This window comes from Streptomyces sp. NPDC016851, assembly GCF_055562795.1.
In genome coordinates this window covers 1-14,730 of the sequence record NZ_JBVHEP010000034.1, presented here as the reverse complement: position 1 = coordinate 14,730, position 14,730 = coordinate 1, and the positions used below count along the sequence as shown (strand labels likewise).

General features: G+C 71.7%; 13 protein-coding genes and 1 tRNA gene. 5 read left to right on the top strand and 9 right to left on the bottom strand.

From position 1 onward, the window contains the following. Nucleotides 1-10: 10 nt before the first annotated feature. The 4 genes from ACZ3I3_RS37180 to ACZ3I3_RS37165 are packed head-to-tail and all read right to left on the bottom strand — an operon-like array spanning nucleotide 11 to nucleotide 3,809. Nucleotides 11-1,042 (bottom strand): L-idonate 5-dehydrogenase, encoded by a 1,032-nt coding sequence (locus ACZ3I3_RS37180; protein ID WP_467372195.1) that lies wholly within the window; start codon nucleotides 1,040-1,042, stop codon nucleotides 11-13. Nucleotides 1,043-1,062: 20 nt separating this feature from the next. Further along, the gene (locus ACZ3I3_RS37175; protein ID WP_467372194.1) at nucleotides 1,063-1,827 is read right to left on the bottom strand and encodes an SDR family oxidoreductase; all 765 of its coding nucleotides are present in this window, start codon (nucleotides 1,825-1,827) and stop codon (nucleotides 1,063-1,065) included. 13 nt (nucleotides 1,828-1,840) lie between these two features. Further along, complete coding sequence (locus tag ACZ3I3_RS37170) at nucleotides 1,841-3,238, bottom strand: GntP family permease (protein ID WP_243381241.1); 1,398 nt, start codon at nucleotides 3,236-3,238, stop codon at nucleotides 1,841-1,843. A gap of 52 nt (nucleotides 3,239-3,290) precedes the next feature. After that, on the bottom strand, nucleotides 3,291-3,809 hold the full coding sequence (locus ACZ3I3_RS37165; protein WP_467372193.1) for a gluconokinase: 519 nt from the start codon (nucleotides 3,807-3,809) through the stop codon (nucleotides 3,291-3,293). A gap of 137 nt (nucleotides 3,810-3,946) precedes the next feature. Here ACZ3I3_RS37165 and ACZ3I3_RS37160 point away from each other — a divergent pair, with 137 nt between their 5' ends. Beyond that, on the top strand, nucleotides 3,947-4,648 hold the full coding sequence (locus ACZ3I3_RS37160) for a FadR/GntR family transcriptional regulator (protein ID WP_467372192.1): 702 nt from the start codon (nucleotides 3,947-3,949) through the stop codon (nucleotides 4,646-4,648). A 17-nt stretch (nucleotides 4,649-4,665) separates the two neighbouring features. Here ACZ3I3_RS37160 and ACZ3I3_RS37155 read toward each other — a convergent pair whose 3' ends face one another. From ACZ3I3_RS37155 to ACZ3I3_RS37140, 4 genes are all read right to left on the bottom strand, one after another. After that, nucleotides 4,666-5,040, bottom strand: coding sequence for a YchJ family protein (locus ACZ3I3_RS37155; RefSeq protein ID WP_467372191.1), 375 nt, complete (start codon nucleotides 5,038-5,040; stop codon nucleotides 4,666-4,668). A gap of 13 nt (nucleotides 5,041-5,053) precedes the next feature. Then, a complete protein-coding gene (locus tag ACZ3I3_RS37150) occupies nucleotides 5,054-6,397 on the bottom strand; it encodes a M1 family metallopeptidase (protein ID WP_467372190.1) in 1,344 nt (447 codons plus the stop codon). 68 nt (nucleotides 6,398-6,465) lie between these two features. Further along, on the bottom strand, nucleotides 6,466-10,332 hold the full coding sequence (locus tag ACZ3I3_RS37145) for a Pls/PosA family non-ribosomal peptide synthetase (RefSeq protein WP_467372189.1): 3,867 nt from the start codon (nucleotides 10,330-10,332) through the stop codon (nucleotides 6,466-6,468). A 290-nt stretch (nucleotides 10,333-10,622) separates the two neighbouring features. Continuing rightward, nucleotides 10,623-10,707 (bottom strand) — tRNA-Leu (locus tag ACZ3I3_RS37140). Between the two features lie 195 nt (nucleotides 10,708-10,902). On the opposite strand from ACZ3I3_RS37140, the gene ACZ3I3_RS37135 reads away from it, so the two are divergent. From ACZ3I3_RS37135 to ACZ3I3_RS37125, 3 genes are all read left to right on the top strand, one after another. After that, nucleotides 10,903-12,228, top strand: coding sequence for a M20/M25/M40 family metallo-hydrolase (locus tag ACZ3I3_RS37135; RefSeq protein WP_467372188.1), 1,326 nt, complete (start codon nucleotides 10,903-10,905; stop codon nucleotides 12,226-12,228). A 150-nt stretch (nucleotides 12,229-12,378) separates the two neighbouring features. Continuing rightward, nucleotides 12,379-12,612 (top strand): chaplin ChpH, encoded by a 234-nt coding sequence (gene chpH / locus ACZ3I3_RS37130; protein ID WP_150479926.1) that lies wholly within the window; start codon nucleotides 12,379-12,381, stop codon nucleotides 12,610-12,612. 130 nt (nucleotides 12,613-12,742) lie between these two features. Further along, nucleotides 12,743-13,543, top strand: a complete 801-nt coding sequence (locus ACZ3I3_RS37125) for a chaplin (RefSeq protein WP_467372187.1) — start codon at nucleotides 12,743-12,745, stop codon at nucleotides 13,541-13,543. Between the two features lie 108 nt (nucleotides 13,544-13,651). Here the strand turns inward: ACZ3I3_RS37125 and ACZ3I3_RS37120 are convergent, their stop codons facing one another. Continuing rightward, a complete protein-coding gene (locus ACZ3I3_RS37120) occupies nucleotides 13,652-13,840 on the bottom strand; it encodes a DUF5703 family protein (protein WP_010045410.1) in 189 nt (62 codons plus the stop codon). 47 nt (nucleotides 13,841-13,887) lie between these two features. On the opposite strand from ACZ3I3_RS37120, the gene ACZ3I3_RS37115 reads away from it, so the two are divergent. Then, on the top strand, nucleotides 13,888-14,601 hold the full coding sequence (locus ACZ3I3_RS37115; RefSeq protein WP_467372186.1) for a hypothetical protein: 714 nt from the start codon (nucleotides 13,888-13,890) through the stop codon (nucleotides 14,599-14,601). Nucleotides 14,602-14,730 lie beyond the last annotated feature (129 nt).

Below are 14,730 nucleotides of genomic sequence, written 5' to 3'. Positions count from 1 at the left end.
CCGAGACCCCCTACGGCGCCCCGGCGAAATCCAACAGCACCTTGCAGGACCGACTCCGATCAGCGGCCAGGGCGAAGGCGGACTCGGCCTCCCTGACCGGCACCACCGCACTGACCAGCCCGTCGAACGCCGCCTCCCGCGCCAGCAGCTCCAGCGCCTGATCGAACTCCCCGTCGAACCGAAACGCCCCCCGCAACTCGATCTCCCGACTCACCACAAGGTTCCCCGCAAACGCACTGTGCCCCGCCGGCAGCATCCCCAACTGCACCACGACCCCACCCCGCCGCACCCGCCGCAGACACGTGTCGAGCCCGGCAGCCACTCCCGACGCCTCGATCGCGACGTCCACCTCGGCAGGCCACCCCGGGTCGTCAGGATCATCGGCCCGTACGAGGGCCCCGGCACCGGCGACCCGCGCGTACTCCAGCGCCTCGGGCAGCAGATCCGTGACAGTCACCCGGGAAGCCCCCGCCGCCTTCGCCGCCGCGACGACGAGACACCCGATGGGCCCGGCACCGGTCACCAGGACATGCCGCCCGGCCACCTCCCCGGCCCGCCGCACCGCGTGCAGCGCGACGGACAGCGGCTCGGCGAGCGCGGCCCGGCGCAGCTCCAGACCGTCCGGCAAGGCCCGCACCTGCTCGCAGGGCACGACGACCTGCGCCGCGAATCCGCCCTGCACATGCGGAAAACGCGCCGCACTGCCCAGATACCGCGTGTCCCGGCAGATGTTCCGCCGCCCCTGCGCGCACTCCGGACACACCCCGCACGGGGTCGCCGGATGCACGGCGACGGCGCTACCCGGTGCCGGCCCGGACGCGCCGGCACCGTACCCGACCACCGTCCCGACGACCTCGTGCCCGAGCACCATCGGCTCCCGGAGCCGGAAGTCCCCGACCCCGCCGTGCCGCCAGTAGTGCAGATCGGACCCGCACACCCCGCCGTACCGCACGGCGACCAGCGCCTGCCCCGGCCCGGGCTCGGGAACCGGCAACTCCGCCACGCGCAGGTCACCCTGACCGTGGATCACACAACCCAGCATCACAGCCTCCCGGCAGGTGGTTACAGCACGCTCGTCATACCGCCGTCGACGTACAGCACCTGCCCGCTGACGAAGTCGGCCGCGGGGGAGGCGAGGAAGAGCACCCCGCCCACCAGGTCCTGGGTGCGACCCCACCGGCCGGCCGGGGTGCGCCGCCGCACCCAGGCACTGAACTCCTCGTCGGCGACGAGCGGCCGCGTCAGTTCCGTCTCGATGTAGCCCGGGCCGAGCCCGTTGACCTGCACACCGCTCGGACCCCAGTCCGCGCACATGCCCTTGGTGAGCATCTTCAGCGCGCCCTTGGTGGCGGCGTACGGCGCGATCCCGGGGCGCACCACCTCGCTCTGCAGGGAGCAGATGTTGATGATCTTGCCGTGGCCGCGTTCCGTCATCCGGCGCGCGGCCTCCCGGCCGACCAGGAAGGCACTGGTCAGGTTGGTGTCGAGGATCCGGTGCCAGTCGGAGTCGGTGAACTCCAGCAGCGGGGCTCGCAGTTGCATGCCCGCGTTGTTGACGAGGATGTCGAGCGGGCCCACCCGCTCCTCGACGTCCGCGACGCCGTCCGCCACCGACGGGCCGTCGGTCACGTCGAACGCCGCCGTGTGCACCCGGTCGCCGGGCAGTCCGGCGGCGGCCTCGGCGAGCCGGTCCTTGTCGCGTCCGTTCAGGACGACCGTGCATCCGGCCTCCGCCAGACCGCGGGCGAGGGCGAGTCCGATGCCCCGGCTGGAGCCGGTCACCAGCGCCGTACGGCCGCTGATGTCGAAGAGGGGGTGAGCCGTCATGGCCGTGGCACTCCTAGATCACGAGGGACAACAGCAGGACGATGCCGCCGGCGACCACCGAGATGATCGTCTCCATGACCGACCAGGTCTTGATGTTCTGGCCGACACTCAGCCCGAAGTACTCCTTCACCATCCAGAACCCGGCGTCGTTGACATGGCTGAAGAACAGCGAGCCGGCGCCGATGGCGAGGACCAGCAGGGCCGCGTGCGTGGTCGACATGTCGGCCGCGAGCGGGGCGACCAGCCCGGCGGCCGAGACCGTCGCCACCGTCGCCGAACCGGTCGCCAGCCGGATCACCACCGCGATCAGCCAGGCCAGCAGCAGCGCGGGGATCGACCAGTCCTTGGAGATGTCCAGGACCATCTGGCCCACCCCGGTGTCGATCAGGGTCTGCTTGAAGCCGCCGCCCGCGCCGACGATCAGCAGGATGCCCGCGATGGGCGCGAGGCTCTTCTCGACGAGCGGCGAGATCCGCTCCTTGGAGAACCCGGCGGGCCGCAGCAGCGTGAAGATGCCGACCAGCACCGACGCGAGCAGCGCGATCATCGGGGCGCCGATGACGTCGAAGACCCGCTGGACCAGGTTCTCCGGGTCGTCGATGACGATGTCGACGAGCGCCTTGGCCAGCATGAGGATCACCGGCAGCAGGATCGTGAACAGCGTGGCCCCAAAACTGGGCCGCTTGTCCAGGTCCTCCGAAGCCCGCTGCGGAATCATGCGGTCCGGGGCAGGCACGTCCACCCAGCGGGCCGCGTACCGCGAGAACAGCGGACCGGCGATGATCACCGTGGGTATGGCGACGAGGACACCCAGCGCCAGCGTCACCCCGAGGTCGGCCTTGACCGCCTCGATCGCGACCAGCGGACCGGGGTGCGGCGGCACCAGCCCGTGCATCACGGACAGGCCCGCGAGCGCCGGGATGCCGATCCGCATCAGCGAGTAGTTGCCGCGCTTGGCCACCATCAGCACCACCGGGATCAGCAGCACGATGCCGACCTCGAAGAACAGCGGCAGCCCGATCACGGAGGCGATGAGCACCATCGCCCACGGCATCGACCGCCCGCCGGCCTTCGCGAGGATGGTGTCGACGATCTGGTCGGCACCCCCGGAGTCGGCGAGCATCTTGCCGAGGATGGCACCGAGGGCGATCAGCACGCCGACGCCGGCGACTGTGGTGCCGAGGCCGGTGCTGAAGCTGGTGAGAACCTTGTCCAGCGGCGCCCCGGCGATCGCGCCGAGCGCCAGTGACCCGATGGTCAGCGCCAGGAAGGCGTGCAGCTTGGACTTGGTGATGAGCAGGACGATGACGGCGATGCCCGCCAGGACGGCGATGCCCAGCTGAGCGTGGCCGGCCGAGGTGATCGGCTCGGGTGCGTCCGCTGCCAGCATCTCGACGCTGAGTCTGGTCACGGGGTGGGTTCCCTTGCGTTGGAGGGGAGTCGGGGGACGGGACCGTCAGGGACTACTGGACGGGCTCGGGGAGGTCCTGCAGAGCGAGCACCGCCCGCTCGGTGATCTCCTCCGGGCTGCCCGAGACGTCCACGTCGACCCCGGCCTCGTCCGCCTGGAGCGGCTGGAGCGTGGCGAACTGGGAGTCGAGCAGTGCCGTGGGCATGAAGTGCCCCTGCCGGTGCGACATCCGGTCCTCGATGAGCGCGCGGTCACCCGTGAGGTGCACGAAGACCACGCCGGGCGCGGCGGCCCGCAGCCGGTCGCGGTACGACCGCTTCAGCGCCGAGCAGCTGACCACCCCGCCGAGCCCGGCCCGCCCGTGCGCCCACGAGCCGATGGCGTCCAGCCACGGCAGGCGGTCCTCGTCGGAGAGCGGGGTACCGGCCGACATCTTGGCGATGTTGGCCTGCGGGTGGAAGTCGTCGCCCTCGGCGTACGGAACGCCGAGCCGGGCCGCGAGCAGGGGACCGATGGTGGTCTTGCCGGTGCCGGCGACGCCCATGACCACGACGACGTGGGGGGTGTTCATCGCTGCCTCACTGTCTGCTGTCTCCGTCGACACGTGATGTCGACGCAACTGAAACCCATTAGGTACGACGAATTCAAGAGGTCGTGACGAATAAGTCTGACTTTTTGTCTCCGTGATCTACCCCGTACGCTGAGTGCATGACCACACCGGGCCGGGGGCTGCACGGCCATGTTCTGGACACCCTCGGCCCCGAGATCACGGCCGGCGAGTACCCGCCGGGCAGTGTCCTGCGCACGGACGAGCTCGCCCAGCGTTTCGACGTGTCACGCTCGGTGATGCGCGAGGCGGTCCGCGTCCTGGAGTCCATGCACCTGGTCGAGTCCCGCCGCCGCGTGGGCGTGACCGTCCGCCCGAAGTCGGAGTGGAACGTCTACGACCCGCAGGTCATCCGCTGGCGCCTGGCCGGCAAGGACCGCGCTCCCCAGCTGCGCTCCCTCACGGTGCTCCGCTCGGCGATCGAACCGGTCGCCGCCGGCCTCGCCGCCCGGCACGCGACCGCCGACCAGTGCGCCGAACTCACCCAGTGCGCCCTCGGCATGGTCGCCAACTCACGCGGTCACAAGCTGGAGGAGTACCTCGTCCACGACATGGCCTTCCACCGCGTCATCCTGGACGCCTCCGGCAACGAGATGTTCGCCCGCCTCGGCGATGTCGTCGCCGAGGTCCTGGCCGGCCGCACCCACCACGACGTGATGTTCGAGGACCCCGACCCCGCCGCCGTCACCCTGCACGTCCAGGTCGCCGAGGCGGTCCGCGCCGGTGACGCGGCCCGCGCGGAGGAACTGACCCGCGAGATCACGGTCGGCGCCCTCCAGGAACTCGACATCCTGGCGCCCTAGGGGTCCGCACGCACTCGCTACGGCAGAAACTCCCCGTCGACGTACACCCAGGCCCCGTCGACCCGCTCGAACCGGCTCCGCTCGTGCAGCGAGCCGCCCCGGTACGAAGCCCGGAACTCCACGGTCCCGGCGGAGTGGAACGCCGACCCGTCACTCGTGTCGAGGATCTCCAGCCCGGTCCACCGCATTCCCGGGTCCAGCTCCAGCGTCCCGGGCCGCGTCCGCGGATGCCACGTCCGCTGGAGATACGCGACGTCGCCCTTCACGAAGGCGCAGTACCGCGAGCGCATCAACGCCTCGGCGGTCGGCGCGGCGGCCGTCCCGGAGTGGTAGCGCCCACAGCAGTCGCCGTAGGCCCCGGGCAGGCCGCAGGGGCAAGAACGCGTAGTCATGCCGGTCATTCTGCTAGACGGCCGCACCCGTCCCGGACGAAGGCAGCGGCGGCAGCGCCGTCCCGTACACCCACGCGTCGAACAGCTCGTCCAGCGGCTCGTCCGCGAACCGCGCCACGTGCGAGGTGAAGGCCGCCGTCGTCACGGCCCCGCCCTTGTGCAGCCCCGCCCACCCGCGCAGCATGCGGAAGAACGCGTCGTCGCCCAGGGCGCACCGCACCGCGTGCAGGGTGAGCCCGCCGCGCTGGTAGAGACGGTCGTCGAACATCGACTTCCGCCCCGGATCGGCGAGCCGGAGGTCCTGCGGCAGCGCGGACAGCGACCGGTGTGCGGCGGCGGCCAGCTGCCGGGCGCCGCGGCCTCCCGAGCGCTCCGACCACAGCCACTCGGCGTACTTCGCGAACCCCTCGTTCAGCCAGATCTGCCGCCAGTCGGCGATGGACACGCTGTTGCCGAACCACTGGTGCGCCAGCTCGTGCGCGACCAGCCGCTCCGAACCCCGCGCCCCGTCCACGTGGTTGGACCCGAACAGCGACAACCCCTGTGCCTCGACGGGGACGTCGAGCTCCTCCTCGGTCACGACGACCGCGTACTCGTCGAACGGGTACGGCCCGAACAGTTCCTGGAACAGCTCCATCATCGCGGGCTGCCGTGCGAAGTCCCGGGAGAACCGGGGGAGCAGGTGCGCCGGAATGTGCCCGTGCTGCGGCACCCCGCCCGGGCCCGGGTCGCCCAGCAGCACGGTCTCGTACTTCCCGATCGACAGCCCCACCAGATAGCTGGAGGTCGGCGCCGCCTGCTCGTACACCCAGGTGGTCGTCGAGGCCTTCGTCGTGCGGGTGAGCAGGCGCCCACCGGCCACCACCGCGTAGGCCGACGGCGTCGTGACCGAGATCTGGTACGAGGCCTTGTCGGCGGGCCGGTCGTTGCACGGGTACCACGACGGCGCTCCGACCGGCTGGCTCGCCACCAGCGCCCCGTCCTCCAACTCCTCCCAGCCGAGGCCGCCCCAGGGGCTGCTCACCGGCCGGGGGTTCCCCGACCACTGCACCTCGACGGTGAACGCGGCACCGGCGCGCAGCGGCTTGGCGGGGCGCACGCGCAACTTGCCGCCCCGGTGCGTGTAATGCGCCGTACGGCCGTCGACCCTCACCCGGCCCACCCGGAAATCCGCGAGGTTCAGCTGGAACTCGGTGAGCTGGCCACCGCCCGCGATGGCGTTGATCCGGGCCGTTCCCGCCAGCCGGTTCGGCGCGGGGCGGTAGTCCAGCGTGAGCTCGTACCGGTGCACCCGGTACCGGCGGTCACCGTTGCCCGGGAAATACGGGTCCTGACCCACTGACTGCTGAACCGCCACTGTTGCGTCCGCTCCCTGCACTGCGCTCGTACGACGTCCGTCGGCCCTCGGCCCCGCGGGGGTCCCGCCTAGCGACGCCATGCCTCGATCGGGTTGCCCAGCCAGCGCGTGTCGTCGGGCACGGACTCCGCGGCCATCACCAGGGACGCCGGACCCAGCGTGGTGCGGGCCCCGACGGTGCTGCCGGGCAGGACGATCCCGCCCGGGCCCAGAGTGGCGCCCTCACGGAGGACCACAGTATCCGTCCGCAAGATCCGGTCGTGGAAGAGGTGGGTCTGGAGCACACATCCCCTGTTCACCGTCGCCCCGTCGCCCAGGGTCACCAGGTCGGTCTCCGGCAGCCAGTAGCTCTCCACCCACACGCCCCGGCCGATCCGGGCACCGAGCCCACGCAGCCACAGCGTCATCAGCGGCGTACCGGGCACGCGCCCGGCCAGCCACGGCACCGCCACCACCTCGACGAACGTGTCGGCCAGCTCGTTGCGCCACACGAAGGAGCTCCACAGCGGGTGCTCAGCACTGCGGTGCCGCCCCACGAGCAGCCACTTGGCGACCACGGACAGAGCACACCCCGCGGCCCCCGCCGCCAGCAGCACGACCCCGGCCAGCGGCCACGCCCAGCCACCCAGCGAGCTCAGCGCCGCCACCGTCAGCACCGCCAGCGCGGCCGAGCACAGCACCGGAACGATCCGGCACACCTCCACCAGGCCCCGCGCCCACAGCAGCCGCGCGGGCGGCTCGTACGTACGGCTCTGGTCGCCGCCGCCCGCGTTGCGCGGCAGCTTCACCGGCGGCAGCCCCAGATACGAGCTGCCCTTCTTCGCCTTCTTCGGCGTCGCCGACAGCACCCCGACCAGCCCGCCGTCCGGCACGCTGCGCCCCGGCGCGGTCATCCCCGAGTTCCCGAGGAACGCCCGGCGCCCGATCTGCGCGCGCCCGATCCGCATCCACCCGCCGCCCAGCTCGTACGGCGCGGTCAGCGTGTCGTCCGCGAGGAACGCGCCGTCGCCCACCGTGGTCAGGCTGGGCAGCGCGAGCACCGTCGACACCTCGGCGCCCCGCCCGATCCGCATCCCGAGCAGCCGCAGCCACACCGGCGTGACCAGCCCGGCGTACAGCGGGAACAGCATCTCCCGGGACTGGTCCATCAGTTGCGTGACCGTCCAGGCCTGCCAGCCGACCCTGCTGTGCGTGGGGTGCGTGCCCTCGCGCAGCCGGAGGCTCAGCAGCCGTACGGCGACGAGCAGCAGCAGCGCGTACACCGCGCCGAAGGCCAGGGTCGCCGGAACCAGCGCGAGCGCCGCGCCCCGCAGCGCCTCACCGAGCCCGGCGCCGGGCGCCACGAACAGGCCGGCGGTGAGGAGCGCGCCGAGTCCGGCGAGCAGGGGCAGGGCGCTCAGCCCGAACCCGGAGATGCCGTACATCGCCCGCCAGAACACGCTCTTGCCCGGCCGCTCCTTGGGCCAGTTCCGCTTGGCCTTGCCGAGCTTCACGGCGGGCGCCCCGGCCCAGCGCTGCCCGGTGGGCACCTGCCCGGCGACGGCGGAACCGGGCGCCACCTCGGCCCGCTTGCCCACGCGGGCACCCGGGAACAGCATGCTGCGCGTCCCGACCACCGCACCGGCACCCACCTTGACCGGCCCGATCTCCAGCCGGTCACCGTCCAGCCAGTAGCCCGACAGATCCACCTCGGACTCCACGGCGGCACCCCGCCCGAGCTTGAGCATCCCGGTCACCGGCGGCAGCGAGTGCAGATCCACGTCGGAGCCGACCCTGGCGCCGAGCGCCCGGGCGTACCTCTCCAGCCAGGAACCGGTGAGCGAGGCCGCGCCACTGAACTCGGCGAGCCGCTCGGCCGTCCACAGCCGCAGATGCACACTCCCACCGCGTGCGTAGCGACCCGGCGTCACCCCGCGCAGCAACAGCCGCGCCCCACCGGCGGCGATGGCCAGCCGTCCCGGCGGACTGAAGAACAGCAACGCCCCCGCACCCACGACCCACCAGGGAGCGGTCGGCAGCCAGGCGTACGCCCCCAGCACGTTCCCGAGGGCGGCCAGCGGCACCATCCAGCGCAGCCCGAGCAGGGTGAACAGCGGAAGCAGCAGCAGCAGTTGCACCACCCCGGCCCGCGCCGGCACCGGCTCGACCACCCGCCGGGAGCCGTCGCCCTGCGCGGACTCCTCCAGGTGCCGGGCCAGCTTGCGCAGCGTCGGATGCTGGTAGAGGTCCAGCACGGCCGCGCTCGGGTAGCGGGTGCGCAGCCTCGTCGTCAGCTGGGCGGCGGCCAGACTGCTCCCGCCGATGGCGAAGAAGTCGTCGGAGGCGCTGCCCACCGGGATGCCGAGCACCTCGCCCCACTGCTCGGCGAGCCACGCCTCGGTCCCGTACAGCTCCTCGGCCGGGCCGTCGCTGACCAGGCCCTCCAGCGGCCACGGCAGCGCGTTCCGGTCGACCTTGCCGGACGTGCGGGTGGGCAGCTCGTCGACCGGCGCGAGCAGCGGCACGAGAGCGGCGGGCAGTTCGGCACGCAGCTTCTCCACGGCGGCGGCCTGGTCCCACCCTTGCTGGATGACGACGTACCCGACGAGGAGCTGGTTTCCGCTGCGAGCGGTACGCACGGCGGCGGCCGCGCCGGCGACACCGGGAAGCGCCTGCAGCGCCGCGTCCACCTCACCGAGCTCGATCCGCCGCCCCCCGAGCTTGATCTGCTCGTCGGCCCGCCCGAGGAAGACCAGCCCCTCCGGCTCGGCCCGCACCAGGTCACCGCTGCGGTACGCCCGCTCCCAGCCCAGGGACTGAAGCGGCGCGTACTTCTCCGCGTCCTTCTCGGCGTCGAGATACCGGGCGAGCCCCACCCCGCCGATCACCAGCTGTCCACTGCCGCCCATCTGCACGGGCTCGCCGGCCTCGTCCACGACGGCCAGCTCCCAGCCGTCCAGCGGCAGCCCGATCCGGATCGGCTCCTCGCCGCTCATCAGCGACGCGCACGCCACGACGGTGGCCTCGGTCGGCCCGTAGGTGTTCCACACCTCGCGCCCCTCGGTCACCAGCCGCTGCGCCAGCTCGGGCGGGCACGCCTCCCCGCCGAAGATCAGCAGCCGTACGTCATTGAGCGTCTCCAGCTCCCACAGCGCCGCCAGCGTCGGCACGGTGGACACGACCGTGATCTCCTGCTCGACCAGCCAGGGCCCGAGATCGGCGCCGCTCCTGACCTGCGAGCGCGGCACCGGCACCAGACAGGCGCCGTACCGCCAGGCCAGCCACATCTCCTCACAGGACGCGTCGAACGCGACGGACAGCCCCGCCATGACCCGGTCACCGGGCCCGATCGGCTCGTCGGTGAGGAACAGGGCGGCCTCCGCGTCCACGAAGGCCGCGGCGCTGCGGTGGCTGACGGCCACGCCCTTGGGCTTCCCGGTGGAGCCGGAGGTGAAGATGATCCACGCGTCGTGCCCGGCACCGGGCCGGGCGGCGGTGTGACCGGCGGCACCCTGGACGGTCAGCTCGTGACCGGCCCCGACGACCGCCCGCACCCCGGCCTCGCCGAAGACCAGATCGGCCCGCTCGTCGGGGTCCTCGGCGTCCACGGGCACGTACGCGGCACCGGCGGCCAGCACCGCGAGGATCGCCACGTACAGATCGTTGGTGCCCGACGGGACCCGGACACCGACGCGGTCCCCGAGCCCGACGTCGACGGCGGCCAGCCGCTGCCGCAGGTGCTCCACCTCGACCGCCAGCGCGCGGTAGGTGAGCAGCCGGTGACCGTCGTCGAGCGCGGGCTCGTCGGGGTACGCGCGTACGGACGCCTCGAAGATGTCGACCAGGGTGCGGGGGGAGGCCGCTGGACCGGCGGAGAAGCGGGCCACGTCGCTCGGAGCCGTGCTCAACTCCCGGTCCAGCACGGTGAGGTCAGGGCTGTCGTGCAGGGCGGCCATCGGATCCTCGCGTCTCGAACCCGGACCATCCGGGGCGCCGGTGGGCCCGCAGGTCTGCCTGGGGATGTTCCGTTACGGCGCGAACAAGCCCAATACTCTAGTGGTCGGGTGACTTCGCCCTGTCATGTCCGCCACGCGGAGGCGAACGCGAGACGCCCCGGAGGTCCGGCGCCCCGGCTCCCACCTGTGCTTCTGCGACCTGGCGAGATGTCGCCCACATTCCTCCGAAGGAAGGCCTTCCTCCCCGGAAACGGCGAAAAGCCCCTCGGTGAGAGGGGCTTTTCGATCTGTGTCCGAGGGGGGACTTGAACCCCCACGCCCGATAAAGGGCACTAGCACCTCAAGCTAGCGCGTCTGCCATTCCGCCACCCGGACAAGGTGTCTGTCGCGCGGGTTCTCCCCGCGGCGACGACGTAAACATTACCAGGCTCTCAGGGGTGGCCGATCACCCCCCGCCCGCACCCGGCCGGGCGTGAACGGCCTGTGACGGACCGGGTCCGGTATTGGGGTGCGGGCCGGGGAGAGGGAGTATGAGGAGGACCCACCAGCAGTGACAGCGGGAGGAAGCACGTGAGCGAGACGGACACGGCCAGGAGCGTCACCGGCGAGGACGAGGTCGTGGACCTCTGCCGCGAGCTGATCCAGATCGACACCAGCAACTACGGCGACCACTCGGGTCCGGGCGAGCGCAAGGCGGCGGAGTACGTCGCCGAGAAGCTCGCCGAGGTGGGGCTCGAACCGCAGATCTTCGAGTCGCACCCGGGCCGCGCCTCCACGGTGGCCCGGATCGAGGGCGAGGACCGGTCCCGGCCCGCGCTCCTCATCCACGGCCACACGGACGTCGTACCGGCCAACGCCGACGACTGGACCCACCACCCCTTCTCCGGCGAGGTCGCCGACGGCTGCGTGTGGGGCCGCGGTGCCGTCGACATGAAGGACATGGACGCGATGACCCTCGCGGTCGTCCGGGACCGGATGCGCAGCGGGCGCAGGCCCCCGCGCGACATCGTCCTCGCGTTCCTCGCGGACGAGGAGGCGGGCGGCACGTACGGGGCCCGCTACCTCGTCGACAACCACCGGGACCTCTTCGAGGGCGTCACCGAGGCGATCAGTGAGGTGGGCGGATTCTCCTTCACGGTGAGCGAGGAGCGGCGGCTGTACCTGATCCAGACGGCCGAGAAGGGCATGCACTGGATGAAGCTCACCGTGGCCGGCACGGCCGGGCACGGGTCGATGATCCACCGGGACAACGCGATCACCGAGCTGTCGGAGGCCGTCGCGCGGCTGGGGCGGCACAAGTTCCCGGTGCGGGTCACCAAGACCACCCGCGCCTTCCTCGACGAGCTCGGTGACGCGCTCGGCACCGAGCTCGACCCGGAGGACATGGAGTCGACCCTCGTGAGGCTCGGCGGCATCGCCAAGTTCATCGGCGCGACGCTGAGCAACACGGCCAACCCCACGCAGCTGGGCGCCGGCTACAAGGTCAACGTCATCCCCGGCGAGGCGACCGCCCACGTCGACGGACGGTTCCTGCCCGGGCACGAGGAGGAGTTCCTCGCCGACCTCGACCGGATCCTCGGCCCCAAGGTGCGGCGCGAGGACGTCCACGCCGACAAGGCCGTCGAGACCACCTTCGACGGGGCGCTCGTGGAGGCGATGCAGTCCTCGCTGCTGGCCGAGGACCCGACCGCCAAGGCGATCCCCTACATGCTCTCCGGCGGGACGGACGCGAAGTCCTTCGACGACCTGGGTATCCGGGGCTTCGGCTTCGCGCCGCTGAAGCTGCCGCCGGAGCTGGACTTCGCCGGCATGTTCCACGGCGTGGACGAGCGGGTGCCGGTAGAGGGCCTGAAGTTCGGTACGCGGGTGCTCGACCGGTTCATCGACGCGTCCTGAAACCGCCCATACGAAACAGCGCTATTCGTTCGGGTGTACGAGATCGACTGGGAAGAGTGAATGCGACCATAAGCTCGTAGCCTCATTACTCCCTCCTCGTTACAGGTAATGCGATCGCAAGATGGGTCGCTTTGCCAACTAGGAGGAATAATGATCAAGAAGGTCGTCGCTGCTGCGGCTGCCACCGGTGGGCTGGTTCTCGCGAGCGCGGGCCTGGCCGTCGCCGACTCGGGTGCCCAGGGTGCCGCCGTGCACTCCCCGGGCGTCCTGTCCGGCAACGTTGTTCAGGTGCCCGTTCACGTCCCGGTGAACGTCTGCGGCAACACGGTCTCCGTGATCGGCCTGCTGAACCCCGCCTTCGGCAACACCTGCGTCAACAAGTGACGCTTCCCCCTCTTTGAGGGGAGTTCCAAAGCCATCGGTCCCGGAGCGCGTGCCATGCGCTCCGGGACCGAACGCTTCTTTCGAGGAATTCGAGAAGAATTCGAGACAGGTCGAAGGCAGGTATTCAGGAATGCGACAGGTCACCCGCAAGGGTCTGATGACCGTGGCGGCCGCGACCGGCGTGATCGCCGCCGCGGGCGGCTCCGCGCACGCCGACTCGGGCGCCCAGGGTTCCAGTTCGGGCTCGCCCGGCGTGCTGTCCGGGAACACGGTGCAGGCACCGGTGCACGCGCCGGTCAACGTGTGCGGGAACACGGTCAACGTGATCGGTGTCCTCAACCCGTCGGTGGGCAACTCGTGCGCCAACCAGGGCGGTGGATCGTCGTCGGGGGGATACGGCGATTCGGACGGCAGCGGCGGCTCGCACGCCGGCGGCCATGCCAGTGACTCGCCCGGCGTCGGCTCGGGCAACCATGTCGAGGCGCCGGTCTACGCGCCCGTGAACGTCTGCGGCAACAGCGTCGACGTCATCGGCGCCGGCAACTCCAGCACGGGCAACGACTGCGCCAACGGCGGCTCCGGCGGGCACCACACCGACCCGCCCGGCGGCGGCCACGAGAACCCGGGACAGCCGGGCGACCCGGGCGACCCCGGAAACCCCGGTGGTCCGGACGGGCCCGGAAAGCCGGGCGACCCCGGCAAGCCCGGACACCCGGGCGACCCCGGCACCCCGCCCGGCGCGGACGGCGAGAAGCCGGGCGGTTCGTCGGACGGCAACGAGCTGGGCGGCCAGTTCGTCACCCAGCCCAAGGGCGACGCGCAGCTCGCCAGCACCGGCAGCGACCTGCCGCTCGGCCTCGCCCTGCCGGCCGGAGCGGGCGCGCTGCTCGCGGGCTCGATCCTCTACCGCAAGGCGCGCACCTCGGCCTGACAGGCCCGGAAGGCCAAGCCAAGGCCTGACAGCAGCGGAAAACGGAGCGGGCCCCGCCGATGCGGGGCCCGCTTCCGTGTGTGCCTTCTCCCAGTGCCCCGTCTCAGCTCACCACGTGGCCCGCACCTGACGGATGATCCGCCGGCGCAACCGCACCTTGCGGCTGCCGTCGCGCAGCAGGCTCAGACGGTGCAACTCCCAGTGTCCGTACTCGGCGTGGTCGGTCAACAGACGTGCCGTCTCCTTGCGGGAGACCCCGCGCGGCACGTACACGTCGACAAATTCGTATTCCGGCATCGCATCTATTGTGCGGGCTGGGGCCTGGTACGGATAGCGTCTGCACTATGTCTGATGCTGCGCAGCCCACCGCTGCCGAGGTACGCGCCGCCGCCGAGGCGGTCAAGACCGCGCTCGACCGCCACCTGGCCGCGGTCGAACGCAGGTCGGGGGAGGACGACCCGGCCGTCTACGAGGCGTTCAACCAGCTGGCCGCGGCCGCAGAGGTGTACGACGAACTGCTCTACGACCGTTACGACGAGGTCACACCCTTCGAGATCCCCGGTACGGAGGACGCGCTGCCCCCGTACACCGGGCCCGAGGAACCGAACGCGCTGAGCGTACTGATCCGCCGCGACTACGCGGTGGCGGAGCCACAGCGGCTGCTCGCCCATGCCCAGCGGATCGAGGCCGCGGAGGGCGAGGACGGCCCGGCCGCCTCCGGGACGATCCACGGTGCGCTCGGGCTCCTCTTCGGCGAGTTCGAACCCGACGAGATCGCCTCCCGGCACAAGGAGTTCGGGCTGGAGGAGGGCGACTCCACGCTCTGGGTGACGGCGGCCGAGGAACCGGCCGACCCCGGGGAGTGGCTGGAGGCGCCGTTCGAGCAGGTCGATCCGCAGAGTGTGGTCTGCCGCTTCGACGTCAGCGCCGTGTTCGACGACGTCGATGACGATGACGACGACGAGGACGACGAGGTGGTGGACGAGGTCGAGGACGACCTCGACACCGACCTGGACGAGGACGAGGATCTGGAGCCGCTCGACGCGGACCGCCGCTGAGCGCACACGTCAGCCACCCGACGGCGGGGGGGGCGGGGGCCCCCCCGGGCCCCCCCCCCCGGGGGGCGCCGCGGATAGGGCGGGGGGGCCCCCCCGGCACCCCGGGGGGACGGGGGGGAGATAGGGAGA

Excerpts from the sequence above, each read along its gene's own strand:
- ACZ3I3_RS37180 (WP_467372195.1), bottom strand. The coding sequence starts at position 1,042 with ATGCTGGGTTGTGTGATCCACGGTCAGGGTGACCTGCGCGTGGCGGAG.
- ACZ3I3_RS37175 (WP_467372194.1), bottom strand. The coding sequence starts at position 1,827 with ATGACGGCTCACCCCCTCTTCGACATCAGCGGCCGTACGGCGCTGGTG.
- ACZ3I3_RS37165 (WP_467372193.1), bottom strand. The coding sequence starts at position 3,809 with ATGAACACCCCCCACGTCGTCGTGGTCATGGGCGTCGCCGGCACCGGC.
- ACZ3I3_RS37160 (WP_467372192.1), top strand. The coding sequence starts at position 3,947 with ATGACCACACCGGGCCGGGGGCTGCACGGCCATGTTCTGGACACCCTC.
- ACZ3I3_RS37155 (WP_467372191.1), bottom strand. The coding sequence starts at position 5,040 with ATGACTACGCGTTCTTGCCCCTGCGGCCTGCCCGGGGCCTACGGCGAC.
- ACZ3I3_RS37145 (WP_467372189.1), bottom strand. The coding sequence starts at position 10,332 with ATGGCCGCCCTGCACGACAGCCCTGACCTCACCGTGCTGGACCGGGAG.
- chpH (WP_150479926.1), top strand. The coding sequence starts at position 12,379 with ATGATCAAGAAGGTCGTCGCTGCTGCGGCTGCCACCGGTGGGCTGGTT.
- ACZ3I3_RS37125 (WP_467372187.1), top strand. The coding sequence starts at position 12,743 with ATGCGACAGGTCACCCGCAAGGGTCTGATGACCGTGGCGGCCGCGACC.
- ACZ3I3_RS37120 (WP_010045410.1), bottom strand. The coding sequence starts at position 13,840 with ATGCCGGAATACGAATTTGTCGACGTGTACGTGCCGCGCGGGGTCTCC.
- ACZ3I3_RS37115 (WP_467372186.1), top strand. The coding sequence starts at position 13,888 with ATGTCTGATGCTGCGCAGCCCACCGCTGCCGAGGTACGCGCCGCCGCC.